The sequence below is a fragment of the Sphingobium agrisoli genome, assembly GCF_041877245.1.
Classification (GTDB): domain Bacteria; phylum Pseudomonadota; class Alphaproteobacteria; order Sphingomonadales; family Sphingomonadaceae; genus Sphingobium.
This window is the reverse complement of record NZ_JBHDJI010000003.1, coordinates 108,371-130,079: the sequence shown is the minus strand read 5'-3', so window position 1 is coordinate 130,079 and position 21,709 is coordinate 108,371. Positions and strand designations below refer to the sequence as shown.

The 21,709-nt window shown below is 64.2% G+C and carries 26 protein-coding genes and 1 pseudogene; 13 read left to right on the top strand and 14 right to left on the bottom strand.

The window, feature by feature from the left end:
- Positions 1–91 precede the first annotated feature (91 nt).
- On the top strand, positions 92–955 hold the full coding sequence (locus ACETPF_RS07110; protein ID WP_373933685.1) for a LysR substrate-binding domain-containing protein: 864 nt from the start codon (positions 92–94) through the stop codon (positions 953–955).
- A 3-nt stretch (positions 956–958) separates the two neighbouring features.
- Here ACETPF_RS07110 and ACETPF_RS07105 read toward each other — a convergent pair whose 3' ends face one another.
- A complete protein-coding gene (locus ACETPF_RS07105) occupies positions 959–1,975 on the bottom strand; it encodes an SPOR domain-containing protein (RefSeq protein WP_373933683.1) in 1,017 nt (338 codons plus the stop codon).
- A 187-nt stretch (positions 1,976–2,162) separates the two neighbouring features.
- Here ACETPF_RS07105 and ACETPF_RS07100 point away from each other — a divergent pair, with 187 nt between their 5' ends.
- The 4 genes from ACETPF_RS07100 to ACETPF_RS07085 all read left to right on the top strand — a co-directional run bounded on the left by ACETPF_RS07100 (position 2,163) and on the right by ACETPF_RS07085 (position 5,868).
- Positions 2,163–2,882 carry an AAA family ATPase gene (locus ACETPF_RS07100; protein ID WP_373933681.1) on the top strand — a complete coding sequence of 240 codons (720 nt, stop codon included), beginning with the start codon at positions 2,163–2,165 and terminating at the stop codon, positions 2,880–2,882.
- Positions 2,883–2,897: 15 nt separating this feature from the next.
- The gene (locus ACETPF_RS07095) at positions 2,898–3,392 is read left to right on the top strand and encodes a hypothetical protein (protein WP_373933680.1); all 495 of its coding nucleotides are present in this window, start codon (positions 2,898–2,900) and stop codon (positions 3,390–3,392) included.
- Positions 3,393–3,411: 19 nt separating this feature from the next.
- The gene (locus ACETPF_RS07090; RefSeq protein WP_373933679.1) at positions 3,412–4,755 is read left to right on the top strand and encodes an SPOR domain-containing protein; all 1,344 of its coding nucleotides are present in this window, start codon (positions 3,412–3,414) and stop codon (positions 4,753–4,755) included.
- A gap of 138 nt (positions 4,756–4,893) precedes the next feature.
- Positions 4,894–5,868 carry a threonine ammonia-lyase gene (locus ACETPF_RS07085; protein WP_373933678.1) on the top strand — a complete coding sequence of 325 codons (975 nt, stop codon included), beginning with the start codon at positions 4,894–4,896 and terminating at the stop codon, positions 5,866–5,868.
- Here ACETPF_RS07085 and ACETPF_RS07080 read toward each other — a convergent pair.
- The 5 genes and pseudogenes from ACETPF_RS07080 to ACETPF_RS07060 all read right to left on the bottom strand — a co-directional run.
- Positions 5,862–7,172 (bottom strand): DUF3422 domain-containing protein, encoded by a 1,311-nt coding sequence (locus tag ACETPF_RS07080; RefSeq protein ID WP_373933677.1) that lies wholly within the window; start codon positions 7,170–7,172, stop codon positions 5,862–5,864. The genes ACETPF_RS07085 and ACETPF_RS07080 overlap by 7 nt on opposite strands.
- 72 nt (positions 7,173–7,244) lie before the next feature.
- Entirely contained in the window at positions 7,245–8,003 is a 759-nt protein-coding gene (locus ACETPF_RS07075) for a TIGR02186 family protein (RefSeq protein WP_373933676.1), read from the bottom strand.
- Positions 8,003–8,917, bottom strand: a complete 915-nt coding sequence (locus tag ACETPF_RS07070; RefSeq protein WP_373933675.1) for a sulfite exporter TauE/SafE family protein — start codon at positions 8,915–8,917, stop codon at positions 8,003–8,005. The genes ACETPF_RS07075 and ACETPF_RS07070 overlap by 1 nt, the downstream gene beginning before the upstream one ends.
- A 48-nt stretch (positions 8,918–8,965) precedes the next feature.
- Entirely contained in the window at positions 8,966–10,048 is a 1,083-nt protein-coding gene (locus ACETPF_RS07065; RefSeq protein WP_373933674.1) for a hypothetical protein, read from the bottom strand.
- A pseudogene (locus ACETPF_RS07060) lies at positions 10,048–11,022 on the bottom strand (glycosyl transferase family protein); the annotation flags it as partial. The gene ACETPF_RS07065 and the pseudogene ACETPF_RS07060, both read right to left, overlap by 1 nt.
- A gap of 32 nt (positions 11,023–11,054) precedes the next feature.
- Here ACETPF_RS07060 and ACETPF_RS07055 point away from each other — a divergent pair.
- A complete protein-coding gene (locus ACETPF_RS07055) occupies positions 11,055–11,528 on the top strand; it encodes a hypothetical protein (RefSeq protein WP_373933673.1) in 474 nt (157 codons plus the stop codon).
- A gap of 691 nt (positions 11,529–12,219) precedes the next feature.
- On the opposite strand, the gene ACETPF_RS07050 is transcribed toward ACETPF_RS07055, so the two are convergent.
- A complete protein-coding gene (locus ACETPF_RS07050) occupies positions 12,220–13,176 on the bottom strand; it encodes an IS1595 family transposase (RefSeq protein WP_373933963.1) in 957 nt (318 codons plus the stop codon).
- 106 nt (positions 13,177–13,282) lie between these two features.
- On the opposite strand from ACETPF_RS07050, the gene ACETPF_RS07045 reads away from it, so the two are divergent.
- A complete protein-coding gene (locus ACETPF_RS07045) occupies positions 13,283–13,507 on the top strand; it encodes a DUF6471 domain-containing protein (RefSeq protein WP_373933672.1) in 225 nt (74 codons plus the stop codon).
- Here ACETPF_RS07045 and ACETPF_RS07040 read toward each other — a convergent pair.
- The 3 genes from ACETPF_RS07040 to ACETPF_RS07030 form a co-directional block, all read right to left on the bottom strand.
- A complete protein-coding gene (locus ACETPF_RS07040) occupies positions 13,504–13,902 on the bottom strand; it encodes a hypothetical protein (protein WP_373933670.1) in 399 nt (132 codons plus the stop codon). The two genes, ACETPF_RS07045 and ACETPF_RS07040, sit on opposite strands and share 4 nt — an antisense overlap.
- Positions 13,883–14,386 carry a Panacea domain-containing protein gene (locus ACETPF_RS07035; RefSeq protein WP_373933669.1) on the bottom strand — a complete coding sequence of 168 codons (504 nt, stop codon included), beginning with the start codon at positions 14,384–14,386 and terminating at the stop codon, positions 13,883–13,885. The genes ACETPF_RS07040 and ACETPF_RS07035 overlap by 20 nt, the downstream gene beginning before the upstream one ends.
- Positions 14,387–14,605: 219 nt before the next feature.
- On the bottom strand, positions 14,606–15,076 hold the full coding sequence (locus tag ACETPF_RS07030; RefSeq protein ID WP_373933962.1) for a glycosyltransferase: 471 nt from the start codon (positions 15,074–15,076) through the stop codon (positions 14,606–14,608).
- A gap of 151 nt (positions 15,077–15,227) precedes the next feature.
- Between ACETPF_RS07030 and nhaA the strand changes: the two genes are divergently transcribed.
- Both nhaA and ACETPF_RS07020 read left to right on the top strand, forming a co-directional pair.
- Positions 15,228–16,445 (top strand): Na+/H+ antiporter NhaA, encoded by a 1,218-nt coding sequence (nhaA, locus tag ACETPF_RS07025; protein ID WP_373933668.1) that lies wholly within the window; start codon positions 15,228–15,230, stop codon positions 16,443–16,445.
- 44 nt (positions 16,446–16,489) lie between these two features.
- The gene (locus ACETPF_RS07020) at positions 16,490–16,732 is read left to right on the top strand and encodes a hypothetical protein (RefSeq protein ID WP_373933666.1); all 243 of its coding nucleotides are present in this window, start codon (positions 16,490–16,492) and stop codon (positions 16,730–16,732) included.
- A 6-nt stretch (positions 16,733–16,738) separates the two neighbouring features.
- Here ACETPF_RS07020 and ACETPF_RS07015 read toward each other — a convergent pair whose 3' ends face one another.
- The gene (locus ACETPF_RS07015) at positions 16,739–17,137 is read right to left on the bottom strand and encodes a low affinity iron permease family protein (protein ID WP_373933665.1); all 399 of its coding nucleotides are present in this window, start codon (positions 17,135–17,137) and stop codon (positions 16,739–16,741) included.
- 75 nt (positions 17,138–17,212) lie between these two features.
- Between ACETPF_RS07015 and ACETPF_RS07010 the strand changes: the two genes are divergently transcribed.
- The 4 genes from ACETPF_RS07010 (at position 17,213) to ACETPF_RS06995 (ending at position 20,645) form a co-directional block, all read left to right on the top strand.
- Complete coding sequence (locus ACETPF_RS07010) at positions 17,213–17,527, top strand: hypothetical protein (protein ID WP_373933664.1); 315 nt, start codon at positions 17,213–17,215, stop codon at positions 17,525–17,527.
- A gap of 144 nt (positions 17,528–17,671) precedes the next feature.
- Positions 17,672–18,871, top strand: coding sequence for an ADP-forming succinate--CoA ligase subunit beta (gene sucC, locus ACETPF_RS07005; protein ID WP_373933663.1), 1,200 nt, complete (start codon positions 17,672–17,674; stop codon positions 18,869–18,871).
- Between the two features lie 95 nt (positions 18,872–18,966).
- Positions 18,967–19,716: an electron transfer flavoprotein subunit beta/FixA family protein gene (locus ACETPF_RS07000; RefSeq protein ID WP_373933662.1), complete on the top strand. Its 750-nt coding sequence runs from the start codon at positions 18,967–18,969 to the stop codon at positions 19,714–19,716.
- The gene (locus ACETPF_RS06995; RefSeq protein ID WP_373933661.1) at positions 19,713–20,645 is read left to right on the top strand and encodes an electron transfer flavoprotein subunit alpha/FixB family protein; all 933 of its coding nucleotides are present in this window, start codon (positions 19,713–19,715) and stop codon (positions 20,643–20,645) included. The genes ACETPF_RS07000 and ACETPF_RS06995 overlap by 4 nt, the downstream gene beginning before the upstream one ends.
- A gap of 58 nt (positions 20,646–20,703) precedes the next feature.
- Here ACETPF_RS06995 and ACETPF_RS06990 read toward each other — a convergent pair whose 3' ends face one another.
- From ACETPF_RS06990 to ACETPF_RS06980, 3 genes are all read right to left on the bottom strand, one after another.
- Complete coding sequence (locus ACETPF_RS06990) at positions 20,704–21,060, bottom strand: glycine zipper 2TM domain-containing protein (RefSeq protein ID WP_373933660.1); 357 nt, start codon at positions 21,058–21,060, stop codon at positions 20,704–20,706.
- A 135-nt stretch (positions 21,061–21,195) separates the two neighbouring features.
- Positions 21,196–21,408 carry a hypothetical protein gene (locus tag ACETPF_RS06985; RefSeq protein WP_373933658.1) on the bottom strand — a complete coding sequence of 71 codons (213 nt, stop codon included), beginning with the start codon at positions 21,406–21,408 and terminating at the stop codon, positions 21,196–21,198.
- A 109-nt stretch (positions 21,409–21,517) separates the two neighbouring features.
- Positions 21,518–21,706, bottom strand: coding sequence for a hypothetical protein (locus tag ACETPF_RS06980; protein WP_373933657.1), 189 nt, complete (start codon positions 21,704–21,706; stop codon positions 21,518–21,520).
- Positions 21,707–21,709: the final 3 nt, after the last annotated feature.

Sequence of the window (21,709 nt, the reverse complement as noted above, 5' to 3'; positions counted from 1 at the left end):
TATGGCATGGCCTGCGCTGCTTTCAAAATCGATAGAGCGCATATGCAGATGCGAGAACGGAATGAAGAACGGAGCGAGTCGACTGCCTCCTATGCGCGCCCTGACCGCCTTCGCCGCGGCGGCGCGGCTGGGAGGCTTCTCGCAGGCGGGGGAGGAGATCGGCCTGACGCAGAGCGCCGTCAGCCGCCAGATCGCGCAGCTGGAAGAGATGCTGGGGACGCCGCTGTTCGACCGGATCGGCCGCCGCGTCCGTCTCAATGAGGCCGGCCGCGCCTTTGCCGAGGAACTGGTCCCCGCGCTCGACCGCATCCGCCGAGCCAGCGCCCGCGCCGCGGCCCGGTCGACACAGCGCGCCCTGCGCGTCGCCACCCTGCCGAGCTTCGGGATGCGCTGGCTCGCGCCACGCTTGCCACAGATGACGGCGCGCCATCCCGACCTGATCGTGGACTTCGCCGCCCGGTCGGAACCGTTCGATTTCGCCGATCAAGAGTTCGATTCAGCGGTACATTTCGGTGTTCAACAGGATTGGCCGGGCGTCGAAATGGACTTCCTGTTCCGCGAGGAAGCGGTGCCCGTTTGCGCGCCCGACTGGCTCGCCGCCCATCCGCTCCGCACGCCTGCCGACCTGCTCGACGTGCCGCTGCTCAGCCAAAGTTCGCGCCGCGACGCCTGGCCGCGATGGCTGAGCGCGGCGGGCGTGGACGCATCGCGCCTACGGCCCGGTCCGGCGTTCGAGCATTTCCTGATGCTGGCGCAGGCATCGGCGGCAGGGGCGGGGGTCGCGCTGATCCCAAGCTTCCTGATCCGGCCGGAGCTGGACGCCGGGACGCTCGTCATCCCCTTCGACCGCCCGCTGTCGAGCGAGCGCGCTTATTATCTCGTCTATCCGCGCGAGGCGCTGACCGGCCCGATGGCGCTGTTCCGCGACTGGATTGTGGAGCAGGCGCGGGGCTGATGCCTACATCTTCTTGGGCATACAGTCCGCGCCGGCAGCCTTGATCGCACCGCACAGCCGCGCGGCAGCTTCGCTGCTGGCGACCGGGCCAGCCTGAAGCCGGGTGACGGGGCCGGCCTTCACCAGATAGGGCTGGTAGGCGGAGAGGCCACCGACCTTTCGGCTAAGTTCGCTCCAGAGAGCGCGGGCGCGCCCTTCCTCGCCGAACGCGCCGAGTTGCACGCGCCAGCCACCCCCGGCCGCAGGGGCCGCGACCGGGGCAGCCGGGCGGGGGGCGGGTGGCGCGGGCTTGGGGGGGGCGGGTTTTGCGACTGCCACTTGCGCCGGTTTGGGTGCCGGCGGCGTCGGTGCCGGCTGATAGGGCGTGGAAGGCGGCAGGTCGGTCGTGCGGACGGACGACGGCGCGCTCCGCACCGGCGCGGGCGTCGAGGGGGCCGCGGCCAGCGCCGTCCCGCTCCCCGACTTCTCCAGGCTGGCGGCCAGCGCCAGCCCCTGCTTGCGCTGGTCCTCAGGGATATATTTGTCCATCTGCTCCAGGCTGGTCGCGGCCTGCGGCAGGCCCGACGCCGACGCGCGCGTCATCAGCGCATAGGCGCGGACCCAGTCCTTGCCGATCAGGTCGCCGTTGAACAGGGCCGTGCCCACGATATATTGCGCCCGCGGCTCGCCCCGCGCGGCGGCGCGTTGCAAATAGGTGATCGCGTTGGCTCGGTCGCCCTGCTGGAACATCAGCAGCCCCAGATTATCCTCTGCGCGGAGATGACCCTGCTGCGCCGCCTTGCGATACCAGTCGAGCGCGACATTGAGGTCGGGCTGCACCCCGCGCCCCAGCTTGTACGCCTGGCCCAGGTTGAACTGCGCGTCGGGATCGCCTGCCTGCGCCAGCGGCCGCCATTCGCCCACCGCCTTGGCATAGTCGCCCTGCTGCCAGGCATCGACGCCCGCTTTCACGTCCGCCGATGCAGGCGTGCCCAGGCCCAGCACCGCGACCGCAGCCGCCATTCCCCAAAACTGCTTCATGCGCCCAAAGCTCCCGCGCGAGATGATGTCGCCCGCTTCTATCATCTCTCAAGGTTAAAGTCCTGTTAGCATAGCCGCTGTTCGTAAGGGCGTCTGTCCCATGTTGGCAAAGACTTTGCCGGTTAACCGAATTTTAGGCGCAGCCATGGCATCCCGCAAAGGAAGTGGATTTCCTGGGGGGAATAGCGTGCGGATTTTGGCATTGGCTTCGCAGAAGGGCGGATCGGGCAAGACCACCCTGTCGGGCCATCTCGCCGTGCAGGCGCAGATCGCCGGCGCTGGCCCCGTCGTGCTGATCGACATCGACCCGCAAGGCAGCCTTGCCGACTGGTGGAACGAGCGCGAGGCGGAATTTCCCGCCTTCGCCCAGACCACGGTCGCCCGGCTTGCCGCCGACCTAGAGATCCTTCGCCAGCAGGGCTTTAAGTTGGCCGTTATCGACACCCCGCCCGCCATCACAATGGCGATCCAGAGCGTCATTTCGGTCGCCGAGCTGATCGTGGTTCCGACCCGCCCCAGCCCCCACGACCTGCGCGCCGTGGGCGCGACCGTCGATTTGTGCGAGCGCGCGGGCAAGCCGCTGATCTTCGTCGTCAACGCCGCCACGCCAAAGGCGCGCATCACGTCCGAGGCCGCCGTCGCCCTCTCGCAACATGGCACGGTCGCGCCGGTGACACTGCACCATCGCACCGATTTCGCCGCCTCGATGATCGACGGGCGCACGGTGATGGAGGTCGATCCCAAGGGGCGCTCGGCGGCCGAAGTCGGGGCGCTGTGGACCTATATCTCCGACCGACTCGAAAAGAATTTCCGCCGCACGGTCTTTTCCGTGCCCCAGGGCAGCGTTGGCACCGTCGCGACCCGCCCGTCCAGCGGCGGCTTCGGTCGTCGCGTGATCGGCCAGTAAGGGAGCGCGAAAGTCATGGCCGAACCGAAACCGCTGGCCTCGCTCACCTCCGGCCTGCTGGCGCGAAAGGGCGCGGCGCAGCCCGCCATGCGCCGTCCGATGCTGGGCTTTGGCCGGGCGACGGCGGGTGCGGTGCAGCAGGATGACCTGGGCTGGAACGATATGGGCTTCGACGTCGAGCCGACGCCCGAGCCGGTCGAGGAAGCGCCCGTGCCGATCGGCCTGACGCCGATGCCCGCACCGGCCGCTGCCGTGCCGCCGGTCGTCGCCGAGCGCAAGCAGTTGGCGAAGCGGGTCGCCGCGACCATCGCGCCAGCCCCGGCCGGGCGCAAGGCTGCCTTCACGCTGCGGCTCGACGCCGAGCGGCACCTGAAGCTGAGGCTGGCTGTCGCGGTCACGCGGCGGTCGGCGCAACAGATCGTGACGCAAGCATTGGACGAATTTCTCGACAACCTGCCGGAGATCGACCGGCTGACCAAGCAGCTGCCGCTGACGCGCGACGGCCAGTGAATGAAGGGTGGGTAGACATATGAACCGCAACAATCTCGGAAAGGCGGCGCTGTCATCGCTGATCGTCGCCACGACCATGGTGGGCTGCACCGGTGCCGCTTTCCATCCGCGCACGTCCGCCGTGCAGCCAAAGGCTGATCCGGCCAAATTCGCCGAGGAGGCAGGGCGCGCACTCGCCGCCCGCAACGCCGGCAAGGCGGTGGATGCCGCCGAAGCCGCCGTGCGGCTCGCGCCGCAGAACGCGGCCTATCGCCAGATGCTGGGCCGCGCCTATGTGCTCGCCGGCCGCTTCGCTTCGGCCGACACGGCGCTGAGCGACGCGATGACGCTGGGCAGCAGCGATGCCAGCACGATCATCAGCCTGGCACTGGTCAAGGTGGCGCAGGGCCGCGCCGACGAAGCACGCAGCCTGCTTTCCGCCAATGCCGGCACTGTCCCGGCTGGCGACTATGGTCTGGCGATGGCGATGGCAGGCGACCCGGTCGAGGGCGTCCGCATCCTCACGCAAGCGATCCAGGAGCCTTCCGCCACCGCGCGCACCCGTCAGAACCTGGCTTATGCCTTCGCGCTGGCGGGCCGCTGGAAGGACGCGCGCATGATGGTGGGCATGGACATGGAGCCGCTGGCCGCCAACAAGCGCATTTCCGACTGGGCGCAGATCGCCGAACCGTCGCTCGCGCCGCTGCGCGTCGCGGCATTGATGGGCGTGACGCTGAACGAGGCTGATCCGGGCCAGCCGGTCGCGCTGGCGCTTGCCGCGCCGGCCGCCGACACGCCGGTGCAGATGGCGGAGGCCGCGGCGGAACCCGCAGCCGAGCCTGAAGCGCCGGTTGCCGTAGCTGAGGCCGCACCCGCGCCTGAACCCGCTGTCGAACAAGCGCCGGCCATCAAGGCGCCTGAAACCCCCGTTCGTGTCGCTGCCCGCGATCTGGTGGTCGAAGGCCAGGCCGCCAAGCCAGTGCTGAAGCCAGCCGTCAGGTCGATGCCCAAGGCGCAGCCCGCACCTGCCGCCAGGATGCAACAGGTCGCCTTCCTCAAGCCCGTCGCCAACGGCGCAAGCGGTTGGGTGGTCCAGTTGGGCGCTTATGACAGCCCGGCGATCGCCAAGGAAAAATGGCTGAGCATGGCTGGCCGCAACGCCACGCTGGCCGCCTTTCCGGTCCTCACCAGCCAGGCGACGGTCAAGGGCAAGGCCTATCACCGCCTCGCCATCAGCGGCTTTGCCAATCGCGGTGACGCGCAGGCCGCCTGCCGCATCATCCAGTCGAACAAGGGGCAGTGCTTCGTGCGCGAATCCGCCCCGGGCGCGACGCCGCAGCGCTGGGCCATCGCAAACCGGGGCCGCCAGTTCGCCTCGCGCTGAACCCCTCTTCTCCCAAGCCTCAAGGGCGCGCGTGGCGGAAACGCCGGGCGCGCCCTTCTTTATGTCGGCCATTGGCGGCCAAGCGGCTATGGCGATGAGCGGCGCAGCGCTTTAGGGCAGGTAGCGAAGGAGACCCGCATGATCGACCTGGACGACATTATCGACGCGGCGCGGGTTATCGCGCCGGCTGCCGTGCGGACGCCTCTGCTGGAAAATGGCGTGCTGAATGTACGCTGCGGGCGCCGGGTTCTGCTGAAGTTCGAGGGCGCGCAGCGCACCGGATCGTTCAAGTTTCGCGGCGCCTACAACCGGCTTGCGCGGCTGACTGGCGCAGAGCGGGCGGCGGCGGTGGTCGCCTGGTCGTCGGGCAATCATGCTCAAGGGATCGCGGCGGCCGCGCGGCTGCTCGCCATGCCGGCGATGATCGTGATGCCGTCCGACGCGCCCGCCATCAAACTCGCCAACACGCGCGCGCTGGGGGCCGAGGTCGTGACCTATGACCGGCACCGGGAGAGCCGTGAGGATATCGCCACCGCATTGGCGCAGAGCCGGGGGGCGACCTTGGTGCCGTCTTTCGACGATCCATGGATCATCGCCGGACAGGGGACGGCCGGGCTTGAGATCGTGGAACAGGCGAGGGAGGCTGGTGCAATCATAGGGCAGGTGCTGGTCTGTTGCGGCGGTGGCGGGCTGACCGCCGGGATCGCGACGGCGGTAAAGGCGCATCATCCCGCGACTGCCATCTACACGGTCGAGCCGGCCGGCTATGACGATACGGCGCGTTCGCTGGCGAGCGGGCTGCGGGAAAGCGTGGCCCCCGATGCGCGCACCATATGTGACGCGCTGATGGCGCCAAGCCCCGGGGCGCTGACTTTTCCGATCAACCACTCCTTGCTGGCGGGCGGCCTGGCGGTCAGCGACGAACAGGTTCGCGACGCGATGCGGTTCGCCTTCTCGGTGCTGAAGCTGGTGGTCGAACCGGGCGGCGCCGTGGCGCTGGCGGCGATGCTGAGCGGCATCGCACCGCCCTGCGACGGGGCGAGCGTAGTCGTTCTGTCAGGCAGCAACGTCGATCCGGGGCTGTTCGCTGAGATAATCAGCGCGGGTCAGTGATCGGCTTCGCTGCGGAGCGGTCGTTTCACCTTCTTTATCTGGCGCAGACCGAGCCCCACCGCGACGACAGTCAACGGGATCAGCACGAGGTCGAGCCAGCTGGGCCAATGCAGCCCCTGATGCTCCAGCGCTTCGCGGACATAATGGAGCAGGCCCAGCGCATAATAGCTGATCGCGACCACTGACAGCCCTTCGACCGTATGCTGAAGGCGTAGCTGAAGCCCGGTCCGCCGGTCCATCGACGCTAGCAGATCGCGGTTGCGGCGGGCGAGAGCGGTGTCGACACGCGTGCGCAGCATGGCGCTGGTCCAGGCGGTGCGCTGCGACAAATCCTCCAGCCGGCGGGTGAAGGCGTCGCAGGTGCGGGTTGCGGGCAGCAGCCGACGTTCGGTGAAATCGTCAAGTGAGCCATAGCCGCGCACCGGCGCGACATCCAGCCGACGCAGCCGATCGAAGCAGATGTCGGCATAGGCGCGGGTGGCGCTCATGCGGTAACGGGTGCGGGCGACGATCTGCGCCAGTTCGGCGCTGAGGGCCGAAAGGCGATCGAGCACCTGATCGGGATCGGCCTCCTTTTCCGCGACCTGCGTGGTGATCGCGGTCAACCTTTGCTCCAGGTCGGTGACGATGGGGGTCGCCTGCTGTGCTTCCGGCAGGCCGAGCAGAGCCATCTTGCGGTAATTGCCGAGTTCCTGGAGCCGCTGGACAAGTTGCGCCGTCTCCGCCCCTTCCAGCCCCCGGTCCTCGATCAGCAACTGGCCGAAACCACGGGGGTGGAGGCGGAAATCGCTCCAGATGCGGGCGCGGCCGTGCGCTACGTCCGATATGACGAGGTCGTCGAGCGAGAACCAGCGGGCGATGTCCATCTCCGCCGGCGGCGCATCGACCAGCGCGATCTGGCTGGAGCGGAGGATGACGCCGGGCAAGCGCGCGATCCAGTCGGGCACCCGGTCGAACGGCGCCAAGTCGAACGGTGCGCCGTCGCCTGCCAAGGTGAAACTGTAGGTCATGAACTCCGTATGCCGTTCCCAGGCGAAGCCGAGGTCGCCCAGGCGGCAGGTAAAAAAGCGTTCGGCGGGCGCGGCGGCGATGCCGTCCGTTGCGAGCAGAGCGGTCATGGCTGCGACGCTCTGCCGGGCTTCGTGCTCGTCCACCTGCATCACGAACTGGAGCATACGGGCAGGCGCGCGCAGGGGCGGCATCTTGCGTATGTGCATCTCGCGCGAAAGCGAGGCACGCAGGGGATGGCTGCGATCGGCCAGGCGAAGAAAGTCCCCTGGCGCGTCGTGCGTATCGATGCCCATGCCTGTTCCCCAGCCGCCCTAGGTGCTTTTAGTCTGACTAATGGTCTCAGCGCAATCCTTTGCCCACCGCCATCAGACCCGGCGTGCGATCGCCCCGGCGGCCCAACCCATAGCGACTGCCATGGCAATGGCTACCAGACCATAGGCGAAGGACCAATGTTCGGCCGCGGTCGCCATGAACTGCTCGAAGCCGGATTTGCGGACCGTGATGTCGCGGACGGCGGCGGCGACGACGCGGCCGTCCTGCACCAGAAATGTCTCGGCGGTATAATCGCCTACGATCACGCGGGCCGACAGCGGCAAGCGGGCGCGGTACAGCACGCCGTCGGTGATCTCGACCGTGCCGGGCTTTTCCACGAACAGCCCCGCGCGGTCGCGCAGATCGACAAGCCCCGCCTGAAAGCGCGTCAGTTCCGCGCTTTCGTTGAGCGACGCGGGGGAGAGTTGAAGCTTGTCCACGCCAAGCTCGTAAATGGCGGCGGTGCGTTCGTCGACGATCCGGTCGATCGGGCGGGACGATGCCATGGCGTAGAAGCTGGGTGCCGAGCGAAAGCGGGCGGTGTCGGCATTGACCCAGATGCCGGCGACCTTCTGCTTTTCGCGCATGACGATCGACTGTTCCGGTCCTTTAAGGACGACGACGATGTCGGCGGGCCGGTCTGGCTTCCGCCCGTCGGGATAGACGATGGCGCCGAACAGCAGCAGGTCCGCCCCGGTGAAGCTGTACTGGATGACGACTTCGCGCTGCGATACGTCCGGCACGAGGATCGGCGCATCGGCGGCGCTTAGCAGAAACGCGGCCAGCACCAAGACGAGGGCCCGCTGGCGCATCAGCGAAGCTCGATCGTGTAGATTTCGTCCGGCCGCCAGCCAAGGCCAAGCGCCATACGAAAGGCGACGATCAGGACGATCGCCGCCAGCAGGATACGCAGATATTCCGGCCGGATAGACATGGAGATGCGCGTGCCGATCTGCGCGCCGGTGACGCTGCCGATCAGCAGCAGCATGGCAAGGACGAGATCGACCGCCTTCGTCGTCATCGCGTGCATCATCGTCGTCGCCATGGTGACGAACAGGATCTGGAAAAGCGACGTGCCCACGACCGATTGGGTGGTCATTCCCAGCAGATAGAGCATGGCGGGCACAAGAATGAAGCCGCCGCCAACCCCCAGCAACATGGTCAGGATGCCGGTCGCCATGCCGAGCAGCAGCGGAGCGAGCGGCGAGATGTAGAGGCCCGAGCGGTAGAAGCGCCAGCGCATCGGCAGCGCCGCAACCAGCGGATGGTGGCGGCGGGTGCGAGCCTGGAGCCGCTTTCCGGTCTTCAGCGCGACCAGCGCCTGGATCGACTCTTTCGCCATCAGCCCGCCGATGCCGCCGAGCATCAGCACATAGAGAATGCCGATCACCGTATCGATCTGCCCCAATTGCTGCAGCAGCCGGAAGATAAGCACACCGAGCCCCGCGCCGACCACGCCGCCGGCGATCAGCACGCCGCCCATGCGAAAATCGACGGTGCCACGCTCCATGTGGGTGACAACCCCAGAAACGCTGGCGCCGGTGACCTGCGACGCTGCCGAAGCGGCGGCGACGGTGGGGGGGATGCCGTAGAAGATCAGCAACGGCGTCGTCAGGAACCCGCCGCCAACCCCGAACATGCCCGACAGCAGGCCGACGACCCCGCCAAGGCCAATGATGACCAGCGCGTTGACCGACAGGTTGGCGATGGGCAGGTAAAGATCCATGCTGACCCTGCGGTAGCCCCAAAGCGGTGCCAGAGGAAGGCTGGGCCGCTAAAAATCAGCGGCCAAGGTGACGGCCATGCCAGAGCCGGGCCGGGCATTGCCGGCGATCCGCTCGCGCCATTCGACGGCAATGCGGGCGCCCATCTGTGGCAGCGGCAGGCGCAGTTGGAGTTCCGGCCCGATGTCCAGCCGGCTGACGCCGGGCTGCGCCCCGCCGGAAATCGCGCCGCCTATCTTCACGCGCGATCGGGCGAGGGGCGAAAGGAGCGAGAGCTTCCCGTCGATGAAAAGGTCGCGCCGGCGCAAGCCGACCATGCCTGTCTGGGCATAGGCTTCCGCCTGCAAGCGAGGCGCGACATCGACGGGGCCGAAACCGCCCACGGCCATCAGGCTGGTGGCGTCCCGTGCGCCTTTGCCAAGGGCGATGCGGCGTTCAGCGGCGAGGGTGACGGGAATGGCCCGCGATGGCTGGAAGGCAAGGCCGACCGCTGCTTCTGGAGTGGAGGGGCGCTGGAGCGCGCTGGTCAGGCGGGCATAGGCAGTGGCGCGGCTGCGGGCTTGCGGGGTTAGTTCATAATCCACCCGCAGCCCTGTCTGCGATCCGCCGAGCCTGCCGGCTGACACAAGTTCCGTCCCACCTGACCCATCCGCGCGCCAGAGTGTCCAGGCGCTGGCGCGCCAGCGATCGGGACTGCGCGGCGCGGCGAGGGGGACCGGCGGCGGCGCGGCGGTCGGCTCAAAAGCCTGCATATAGTCCCGGTCCGAGGCATAATGGCGGTTGGCGAAGGCGGCGGTGAATATGATGAAATTCATGAGATGGATCGGCATGCCTTGATCAGCGCGCGAAGGAGCAGGCAGGCGGGGGATGGGCGCCGCAGCGTGAGCGGCGAAGGGCGTTGAACGGCCTTGCCGGCGGTCGAGCAATGTAGGGGGGAGAGCCGCGACGGCGGCGGAGGCGAGAACGGCCTGGGGAATGGCTGGATTCGACCTGCCGGGCGAGGGGACATAGTCGACCGGCGCAGGGGAGTGCGTATCGGGCAACAGCGCCATTTCTCCAACAAGCCGCGCCCCGGTCCAGCCCACCGCCAGCAGGCAGAAGAAGCGCAGCGGGCGGCTGTTGGCGGCGCTCATCATGAGTCGGCGTGCAGTTCAGGGAAGCGGTGTTGGGTCTTGTCCCAGCGCAGCGGCACGCCCCATAGCGACTTGGCATATTGGAACACAGCGCGCCTGGCGGCTAGAATGGCGATATAGTTGGCGATGACCGTCCGGGGGATCGAAGCCAGGCCCTGCCGCCAGCCGTAGGTGCGTCCGACGAACAGCGCCCGCACCGCCGTCCGCCATGCCATCAGCCACACGTTCAGCCACAGCAGCAGGTCGAGCAGGGGCGCGGGCGGCAGCGGCGGCAGCGGCATGATCCACCCCAGCACCGCAAGCAGCGCCCAGAGGATCAGCGCCAGATAGGCGGCGGACAACACCAGCGCGGCGAGTGTCGCGCGACGGTCGCGGACGCGCATCCACCATTCCGCCGGACCGCCATGCCACCCCATCCGGTCCCAGCCGGCGAGTGATATGCCGACCATCCACCGGGCCTTCTGCCGCACGGCGGTATCGATGGTGTCGGGGAAATATTCGCGTGTGGCGACCAGTCCGCCCTGCCGGTCGCGCATCCGTACGAACACGCCACGACCGCCCATATTGGCGATACGCAGTCCGGCTTCATAGTCTTCGGTCAGCGACGTGGGATCGAATGGGCCGCTATGTGCCGGATCAGTCAGCCGACCCAACATCTGCCGGTCGAAGGCGCAGGCAACGCCTGCAGAGGGAATGGACGCGCCCAGAGATTCCCGTACCGTCAGAGACTTGCCATGGCTTTCGGCGAATTCGTCGCAATAATGATCGGCAATGGCACGGGTCAGCCAGCGGCCTTTGCCCGGCAGCGGCAGGACGGGCAGTTGCACCAGGTCGAACCGGTCGATCATGAAGTCGAACAGGCGGATTTCATCGGCGTGGACGACATCTTCGGCATCGTGCAGCACCACCGCCTTGAACAGTGCCCCGTCGCTGGCCTCCGGCATTATGTAGCAAACGCACCAGCGCAATGATAGATGTAATCGTCAAGGTGGCGTAATGTCATCATATGAAACTCGTTGTGCATGGCCTGATCGACAAGCGGGCGGAAATCGTCGGGAAGATAGAGGCGCTACAGGCGCAGCTAGCCCAGCACATGGCGGACCTGGACAGCCTTGAGCGATCCATCCGCATATTCGAGCCTGACATTGATCTGGCCGACGCGCCGGTCAAACCAGTGCCGCCGCCGAACGCTGCCTTTCGTGGCGAGGTTCAACGCTTCCTGCTGGACGCCATACGCAAGAGCGACGTTGCCCTGACGACGCTGGACCTCGCCAGAATGGTGATGGAGGTTCGCGGGCTGAATACGTCCGACAAGGCGCTCAAGAAGCTCATAGCGACACGGACAGGCCACAGCCTCAAGAAGCTGCGCGACAAGGGCTTCGTGGCCTCCAGCAAGGCCACAGCGGGCGGGCTGCTGCGATGGCAGCTATCCGGGAAGCAGGGGGAGCCTACGGGCGAGTGGCGGAATGGCTCTACATAAGGAAAGCTGTATATAAAGCCGTCTTTAATTGTTGCTCGCAAGCAACAATACATAACTTTTTCTTTATCTTAGTTAATGCCCCATAGACTCTTCGGATCATGCGTTCATGATCCGTACCCGACATGGTTGAGGGGCCGGATTCGTGGTCCAGCCCCTCGATCAACCACCACGATCATGCAATCGCCGGTGGACTGAGCAATTAAGCAGGGAGAATCCTACTCCTTTGAAGCGAAGCGTCAAGGCGATTGCGGCAACCCGAACGGGGAATTTACGCAATGGCAACTTACGCAATTAGCTTTACAATCGACTACGACACTGCCGCGTCATACGGAGCTCGATATGCTAGCTTCATGGCAGAGGTAAATAAGTGTCAAAGGGTCTGGGCAGAGACAACCTCGTTCTGCTTAGTTGAAACCTATGAGACTCTCGAAATTCTTGAGCGGCGATTGTATATGAGTTTGTTCTCTCCAACGCGTGACAAAATGCTAGTTATTGACGTTTCTTACGACAAAGCAATTGCGCGTGGGAAATTTAGTCAGCCCAGCACTCTGCGGGCGCTCCTTCCACTCGTTGACGTGAAATAGGATTGATGGACCTGGACGGGGACACGTAGCGCCCGCGCCAGGTCCATAATAAGTTTGAGGCGAATGTAGGACCACATAGTGCAACTATAAAGGTATTATGATACCTGTCAAGCAGCCCTCTGCCAATACCCCTTCCACTGACGGCTGACAGGGGCATCCATCGCCGCCGCCGTCACCAGCGCGGCCTGAGTGCCGTTTGCTACGCGGCGGTTATCCTCACGCCACGAAGCCTCACCAGCGTAGGCATAGAGGTAGGGGCCGGCGATATGGTGGTGGGTGCCGACTTCCATGCGACGCAGGCGCGAGAAATAGCTTTCGGCCTGATTGGTGCAGACGCCCTTGTCCATGAACGCAACCGAGTGATTGACGCGGTGGGTTTCCCAGCCCGCGTGAAGGGCATCCCAGCCAGTGCCTTCGTCCGCGCAGATGGTGGCGAGAGTGCCGACATGATCGCGAACGTAGGGAACGGCATCGCCTTCGTTCTTCACGACAAAGGGCAGCGACTTGCCATCACGCTCGCGCATGATGACGACACACTGGCGCTTGCCGGTGAGGTTCACCTTGAGGCGGCGGTCCTTCCGATCTTCCTTGCGGTTTTCCGGCTTCACATAGCCGCCGAAGTAAGCGCCATCGATTTCGACCGTGCCGTCGAGCTGGCGATCAGCCAGTTCCTTCGCCATCGCCTCACGCAGCTTGTGGGTGAGAACGAAGGCCGTCTTATACTGGCAATCGAGGTCGCGGCTAAGCTGGAGCGAGGAAACGCCCTTAGCGCCGTTCACGAAGATGACGATCGCAGCCAGAAGGTCGGTGAAGCTCATCTTGCGCGAGGCGAAGATGGTTCCCGAAGTAACCGAAAACTGGTGATGGCAGGCGACGCACTTGAACTTGCGGCGCGAGGTGATGTTGTAGGTTTCGACGCAGCCGCAACGCGGGCAAACAGCCTCACCCTCGGTTTCCGGCCAGCGCATTTCGCAGAAGGTCCGGTAAGCCTTGTCCTCGCCCATGGTGAAAACAGCCTTGAGGCTGATCGTGCGGGCCTGGGCAGAGAGGAGAAAGTGCTGCATTGTCATCGTATCCGTTGCTTATGCATCGCATATAATGGCAATCGCGCACTGTTGTCAATGGCAAAGGTATCGAATATGATGCATCCGTAATCGAAAGGGATGCACCATGCCGAAGTCGCAGAAGGATTGGGAGGAACAGGTCAAGGGGCTGCTTAAAGCGGAGCTAAAGCGCCGTAGCTTGTCCTACGCCGACCTAGTGGGGAAGCTGGCCGATATAGGGGTGATGGACTCTGAGCCGAATATCAGGAACAAGCTGAGCCGGGGTAAATTTACAGCGGTGTTTCTGGTCCAATGTTTAGAGGCGATTGGGTCGCACGATCTACGGCTTTAATCTTTGTCCTTGAAGGTTCCCTCAAAAAACAAGGTAGCGAACACAATCAAAAGTGACCAAAGAACGCCGTCGATGAAGGATTTCAAAGCAACCGGGTCATGAACCTTCGTCCCATAGAGAACTGTTCCTAACCAAAGAGATACAAGGTAAAGATAACCTGCAGCACTTAGGGTTATGAAGCCGCATGTTGCCAACAGCAAAAACCAAAAAAAAATCCTTTTGATTTTGTTTATCGTTCGGCGGTGCTGAGCCTTCCACCAACGCTTGTCATTAGCGTCATCGTCTTCCGAAAAATTCGGAGACTTCATCTCAGCAGCGCGGCCAACGTCCTTGCTGCTAAGTCCGCTCAAGCGCCGCAATAGGTCGGCATCACCATCATCGCTCGGCTGCGTCAACGATCTCTCTTATTTTCTGTTGAAAATGAGGCTTGATCAGATCGTCAGGAATTTGCTTGCCTTTGACATTAGGATCGTAAGTCTGCTCCCAAGGAGTGCCAACCTCATGGGTTTTTTGACGAAGCGCCCAACCTGAAAACCGCTTGTAAGCAGCCCAAACCTTATCAAGGATAATCTGCAGATCCCGGTCCGAGGAATCTATCGTTGGACGCCTGCAGTCGCCTGTATCAAGATCATACCAAACGGCATCATCTGTGATAGCTCCGCCGCCGAAATGCTTGAACTCATGGTAGATGGACGGAATTACCGGCCCATGCTTCCATGCCTCTATGCGCTCTTCGAACAACCTAGTGCCAAGCAAACCTAAGACCCAGCCGTAAGCAATGTAAACGAGCTTGATCAGCTTAAGCGGCGTCAAAGGCCGCCCGTCCTCTTCGGCCTTTGCCAGAAAGTAGTTAGCTATGTGCTGCGGCGTGTAAGTCATATTGATGGCCTTGGTGCGCCGTTTGCAACCCCTAGAACAAACTGCGAACGCCCCTCTGGCTATATATAGGAATGGTTCGCTCAATGCGAACACAAAATTTGTGGGGCCTGCTTCCCTCCAATTAAAGGCGCGGGAAAGCATCCCGATCACGACGCATCACCATCTGCGATACATCCGCCATCGCGCGCGCGGGCAGGCGTAATCATGCTGGTGCGTTTGCTACATAATGCCGCTGGCCTCACACGCCTGCATCGCCTGCCACAGCAGGTTGAGGCAGTCCGCCTTCGTCGTGGGACCGGGGCGGGGATTGATGCAAAGGACGATGCGCGGATCGCCCTCGGCAACGGCCGTGATGGCGGCGATGGTCTGCGGATCGTTGGGATAGGCTCCGACGAAAATGCGGTAGTCGTCCGCCCGCCATTGTCGCAATGCGTTGCGAAGCATCGGGCCGATGACCTCCGCCTCCTGCCAGGCAGGGATGAAGATGGCGATGCGGCCAGGGTTAACCGAGGGCGGCAGCGTCATCGTCGTCATGCGCGGATGGCGGGCATAGACGGTCAGATCGCGCCAAATGCGGCGGAAGCCGAAGAGGATATCGATCAGCAGATCGTCGATACCGCCAATCGCTATGCCGATAGCGGCGAAGAGCAGCACTTCCCGATAAAGGCCGCCCATGGCCGTCGCTAGCATATCGCCCAAGACGTGCCTCCCAACGCGCCATGGTGGGACCATGCCATTTGCGTAAGCCCGTTCCAAGCCACTAACATTATTTATGTAATTTTATTCTACGGGTTGACCGGGGCGGCCCGTTGCCCTTTCTGAACGCCATGGAGCAAATGACATGAGCCGTCGCCAACCCTCAGCGATCCGGGCGTTCCTGAAAAGTCAGGCGGGCGGCGCCGTACTGTTGATGATGGCTTCGGCGCTGGCGATGATTGCCGCCAACCTTTCCGGGGCGGCAGGGCATCTTTACCACGACATGCTCCATGCGCCCGTCGGGCCGGTGCTTTCCCCTGCCATCGGCCCGATGACGCCGCATCTGTGGATCAATGACGGGTTGATGGCGATTTTCTTCCTGCTGGTCGGGCTGGAGATCAAACGCGAATTCGTCGATGGCGAGCTTTCGACCTGGGAGCGGCGGCGCTTGCCTGTGCTCGCCGCGGTGGCGGGCATGGTCGCGCCGGCCCTGGTCTATATGGTGGTCACGCATGGCCAGCCGAACCTCGGCAATGGGTGGGCGATTCCGGCGGCGACCGACATCGCCTTTGCCATCGGGGTGCTGGCGCTGCTGGGGGACCGGGCGCCGGCGTCGCTCAAGCTGGTGCTGACCGCTATCGCCATCGTCGATGATATGGGCGCGGTGGCGATCATCGCGCTTTTCTACACCCAGCATGTCGATGTCGCCGCGCTGGCCGGGGCGGGAGGCGTGCTGGCTGCCCTGTTCGGGCTCAATCGGGTGGGCGTGAAGGCGCTGCCGGTCTATCTGATCGGTTTTCTGCTGCTCTGGTATCTGACCTTGTTGTCGGGCGTCCATGCGACTGTTGCGGGCGTGCTGGCGGCGATGGCGGTGCCGCTGCGGCGCACGCCCGCCGCGCCCGATGCCGACGACAGCCCGTTGCACCGGCTGGAACATGGTATCCATCCCTGGAGCGCGTATCTGATCGTGCCGCTGTTCGGCTTCGCCAATGCGGGACTGGTTCTGGACGGGAGCACATTTGCTGGCCTTCTCGCGCCGCTGCCGCTCGGGATCGCGCTGGGACTCTTCCTCGGCAAGCAATTTGGCATATTTGGCGCAATCTGGGGGGCGGCGCGGCTGGGTATCGCCGAGCGGCCGGGCGGCGCTGGCTGGGGACAGGTGTACGGCATGGCCTTGCTGTGCGGCATCGGCTTCACCATGAGTCTCTTCATCGGCGCACTGGCCTTCCCGGCTTCGCCTGAATTGATCGAGGAGGCGAAGGGCGGGGTTCTCATGGGATCGTTGCTGTCGGCGCTTGCCGGTTATGCGGTACTGCGCTGGATCGCCACGTCGGCGCGGCAGGATGTCGAACATTCCGCCTGAGCCGATTCGCCAAGCGTGAAAATTGATGGTAAACTGCGCCCCGCATGCACGATTCAGGGCCGTTGCGCGCCAATTCGACCACACTCTTTAAAGATAATGGAGGAGGGCGAGATATGGAGAAGGATGTGAATTATCTGCTGCATCGGCGGCAGATGGCTTTGATCCACGCACAAAGCAGCCGCTCGCCGAAGGGAAGAGCGGCCTATGAGGGGCTCGCAAGGGGATATAGCGAGCAGATCGACGCCTATCGTCAGGAAAATATGAAGCTGTTGGCGCTGGCGCATTAACGCGGGTCAGCGGCGATCGATAAGGCGCTCGATAGCTTTGCGATGCGTCTCGTCATCGCCGCATTCGCGTTCCAGCACCGCCTTGATATTTTGCAGCTGGGTTTCGGTCAGATGCTCGATACCGATGAAGTCGTTGCGGGCGGTCTCGATGGCGCGGATTAATTCGTCTAGCTTCGCCTGTATGGCAGAGCCGTCCCTATTCTGTGCATTCTGGATCAGGAACACCATCAGGAACGTGATGATGGTGGTGCCGGTATTGATGACCAACTGCCAGGTATCGGAATAGCCGAAGATCGGGCCGGTGATCAGCCAGATGATGATTGTCGCAAGCGCCAGGATGAAGGCCTGAGGCTGCCCCGCCCAACTTGCCACACGGTGCGACATGGCGGCGAATATCCTGTCCAAGGCCGGTTCCTTCCTCCAAAAAAGCTGCTCTCTCTTCTATTGTCCGTTCCTGTCCGGGCGGCCATGAAAATCGACATGAAAATGACATCCCATCTTTGCGGCCTTGCGGCCCTGCTGCTGCCCGGTTGCGCTTCCCTCTCTCCCGAATCACGGCTGCGGAATGGTCTCACGCAGGCGGGACTGTCGCCCCGGATGGCGGAGTGCATGGCGCCGAAGATGGCGGATCGGCTGAGCCTGCTGCAACTGCGGCGGCTCCAGTCGCTGGGTTCGATCCGCAAGTCTCACAGTAATGGCCTGTCTGTGGACGAACTGCTCCACAATCTGCGCGCTTTGCAGGATCCCGAGATCATTTCGGTGACTAGTGGGGCGGCCATTTCCTGCGCCTTTTGATCCGCATTTCGCAATATATTGCGTCGCGGTCGGCCCGAGCCTTTTGCAATTTTGCAAAGTCATTTTGCGAAATTCGCTGGCGCGATTCACGGGTCTGTGCTTAGCCGTCCGTCATCCGCTTAGACGCACAAGGACGGCGACCCCATGAACATTCATGAATATCAGGCCAAGGAACTGCTGGCGAAATATGGCGCGCCGATCGCCGCCGGCTACGCCGCCTTTTCCGTCGATGAAGCGGTCGAGGCCGCCAAGAAGCTGCCCGGGCCGCTCTATGTCGTGAAGTCGCAAATCCATGCCGGCGGTCGCGGCAAGGGCAAGTTCAAGGAACTCGGCCCCGATGCGAAGGGCGGCGTGCGCCTGGCCTTCAACCTGGACGAGGTGAAGGCCCACGCCACCGACATGCTGGGCAACACGCTGGTGACGATCCAGACCGGCGAAGCGGGCAAGCAGGTCAACCGCCTCTACATCACCGACGGCGCGGACATCGCCAAGGAATTCTACCTTGCGCTGCTGGTCGATCGCGCCACCAGCCGCGTCGCCTTCGTCGTGTCGACCGAAGGCGGCATGGACATCGAGGAAGTCGCCCATTCGACCCCGGAAAAGATCCACAGCTTCTCGGTCGATCCCGCCTCGGGCTTCCAGCCGCACCATGGGCGCACGGTCGCCGCAGCCCTCGGCCTGACCGGCGATCAGGCCAAGCAGGCCGCCAAGGTTGCCGCGTCGCTCTATGCCGCATTTCTCGACACCGACGCCGAGCAGATCGAGGTCAATCCGCTGGCACTGACCGAGCAGGGCAACCTGCTCGTGCTCGACGCCAAGGTCGGCTTCGACGGCAATGCCATGTTCCGTCACAAGGACATCGCCGAACTGCGCGACCTGACCGAAGAGGACGCGGCCGAAGTCGAAGCGTCCAAGTATGACCTCGCCTACATCAAGCTCGACGGCAACATCGGCTGCATGGTGAACGGCGCGGGCCTTGCCATGGCGACGATGGACATCATCAAGCTGAATGGCGAATTCCCCGCCAACTTCCTCGACGTGGGCGGCGGCGCCACCACCGAGAAGGTGACGGCGGCGTTCAAGATCATCCTGAAGGACCCGGCGGTGAAGGGCATCCTGGTCAACATCTTCGGCGGCATCATGAAGTGCGACATCATCGCCAACGGCATTGTCGCGGCCGCCAAGGAAGTGAACCTGTCGGTTCCGCTGGTCGTCCGCCTGGAAGGCACGAACGTCCAGCAGGGCAAGGACATACTCGCCAATTCGGGTCTCCCCATCGTCCCCGCCGACGATCTGGGCGACGCGGCCAAGAAGATCGTGGCGGAAGTGAGGAAGGCGGCCTGAGGCACTTTCCCGCCTGACTGAACAAATGAGGGTGCGGGTGGTCCGGAAACGGGCTGCCCGCGCCCGTGCTGGCATTGATAACGGAGGATGTTGAAATGAAGATCCTTGTGCCCGTGAAGCGGGTGATCGACTATAATGTGAAGCCTCGGGTGAAGGCGGACGGGACGGGCGTGGACCTCGCCAACGTCAAGATGAGCATGAACCCGTTCGACGAGATCGCGGTCGAGGAAGCCATTCGCCTCAAGGAAAAGGGCGTGGCGACCGAGGTCGTCGCGGTTTCGATCGGCGTCGCCAAGGCGCAGGAAACGCTGCGCACCGCGCTCGCCATGGGCGCGGACCGGGCGATCCTGATCCAGACCGATGACGAGGTGGAGCCGCTGGGCGTCGCCAAGCTGCTCGCCAAGGTGCAGGAAGAGGAAGGCGCTGGCCTCATCATCCTGGGCAAGCAGGCGATCGACGACGACAGCAACCAGACCGGCCAGATGCTCGCCGCATTACTGAACCTGCCGCAGGGCACCTTCGCCAGCAAGGTCGAGGTCGAGGGCGACAGCGTCAGCGTGACCCGCGAAGTTGACGGCGGGCTGGAGACGGTCAAGCTCTCCACCCCGGCGATCATCACGACCGACCTGCGCCTCAACGAACCGCGCTACGCCTCGCTGCCCAACATCATGAAGGCCAAGAGCAAGCCGCTCGCGAGCAAGACCCCCGCCGATTATGGCGTGGACATTTCGCCGCGCCTCGCGACGCTCAAGGTTGTGGAGCCCGCCAAGCGCTCCGCCGGCGTCAAGGTGGCAGATGTGGATGAACTGGTTGCGAAACTGAAGGCTCTGGGAGTTGCGGCATGAGCAAGACACTGGTTTGGGTTGAACATGAAGGCGGCGTGGTCAAGGACGCGACGCTGTCCGCCGTCACCGCCGCATCGAAGCTGGGCGAGGTGCATCTGCTGGTCGCGGGCGAGGGTGTGTCGGGCGTCGCCGAGGCCGCCGCAAAGATCGCTGGCGTGGGCAAGGTCCATGTCGCGGACGACGCAGCTTTCGGCCACGCGCTCGCCGAAAACATCGCGCCGCTCGTCGTCGAGCTGATGGGCAGCCATGACGCGTTCGTCGCGCCGGCCACCAGCAACGGCAAGAATATCGCGCCGCGCGTCGCCGCCCTGCTCGACGTCATGCAGATCAGCGACATTCTGTCGGTCGAGAGCGAGGACACGTTCACGCGGCCCATCTACGCCGGCAACGCGATTGCGACCGTGCAGTCGAAGGACGCCAAGAAGGTCATCACCGTGCGCGGCACCGCGTTCGAGAAGGCGGCATCGGAAGGCGGCAGCGGCGCGGTGGAAGCGGTTGCTTCGACCGGCGACAAGGGGCTGTCGAGCTTCGTGGGCGCGGAGATCGCCAAGCTGGAGCGTCCTGAGCTCACCTCCGCGAAGATCATCGTGTCGGGCGGCCGGGCGTTGAAGGACGGCGAAACGTTCGAGCAGGTCATCTTCCCGCTGGCGGACAAGCTGGGTGCCGCTGTCGGCGCGAGCCGCGCGGCGGTGGACGCAGGCTATGTGCCGAACGACTATCAGGTCGGTCAGACCGGCAAGATCGTGGCGCCCGAAGTCTATGTCGCGGTCGGCATTTCCGGGGCGATCCAGCACCTCGCCGGCATGAAGGACAGCAAGACCATCATCGCCATCAACAAGGACGAGGACGCGCCCATCTTTCAGGTGGCGGACGTCGGCCTTGTCGGCGATCTCTTCAAAGTGGTGCCGGAGCTTACCGAGAAGCTGTAAAGCATCGTCACGATGTAGGACAGGGCGTGGGGAGCGATCCCCACGCCTTTTTCATTGTTCACTCGCAGCGGACGTCGTTCTTGTCGATGGCACGGCCCGCCAGCGCGCCGCCGCCTGCGCCGAGGATGGTGCCGAGCGTTTTCGATCCGCCCGGAGCGATGACGTTGCCAAGTACGCCGCCGGCAATGGCGCCGACTATCGTGCCGGTGGTGCCGTCATCGCGCTTGCAATAATAGCGGCCGTCATTGTCGCGGTAGATTTCGTCATTGTCGCGCAGTTGACGCCAGCGGCGGGGTGGGCCGCGGCGGTCGTCGGGGCGGTCATAGCCATAGCCCCGACCCCCGCCATTGTCCGACATGCAGGCGCCGAGGGGAAGCATGGCGACCAGTGCTGCTGCGAGAATGGGTTTGCGCACGATATCTCTCCTCGATCTTCTATGTCCCCCGGGTTTTGCGGGCATAAGAAACCGCCCGCCGCTGCCAAAAGGGGGGTATGGCAGCGGGCGGGCGGCGACCGGCGGCGAGCGGGGGCGATGCCGCCGGAAAGAAAATCAGTGGGCGAGCGGCGCGGTGGTGCCGGTGCCGGTAGCGCCGACCAGCGGGGCGCTGGGCGTGTCGGTCGAGGCGCGCTGCTCGTCGATCTTCGCCTTGGCGTCGTTGTAGCGGCCGACGAGGTCATTCTTGAACTCGGTCAGCTTGCCTTCGTCGTAGAGCTTCTTGCCGACATAGCCGGCGATGGCGCCGAAGATCAGGGTGCGGATCATGGTCGTCTCCTTGGGATGGGTTTGGGGAGATAACCGGCCGGGCGCGGAAGGGTTCCGGTCTTTTGGACGCCGGCGCAGAACGGCTCAGCGGCCTCGGCAAAAATGCCGATCAGTCGGTGGCGGCCGGCGCGTCCGCGTCCCGCAGGGCCCGGCTGCGGTCGACGCGGTCCTGGCGGTGGGCGATGGCGAGGAAGGCGGCTTCGGAGCGGAGGCAGCGGTCGCGGACATTGTCCAGCGTGGCGGCGTCGGCCTGGCTGCGGGCTTCGGCGGCGAGGGCGTGGTAATCGGCATGGGCCATGGG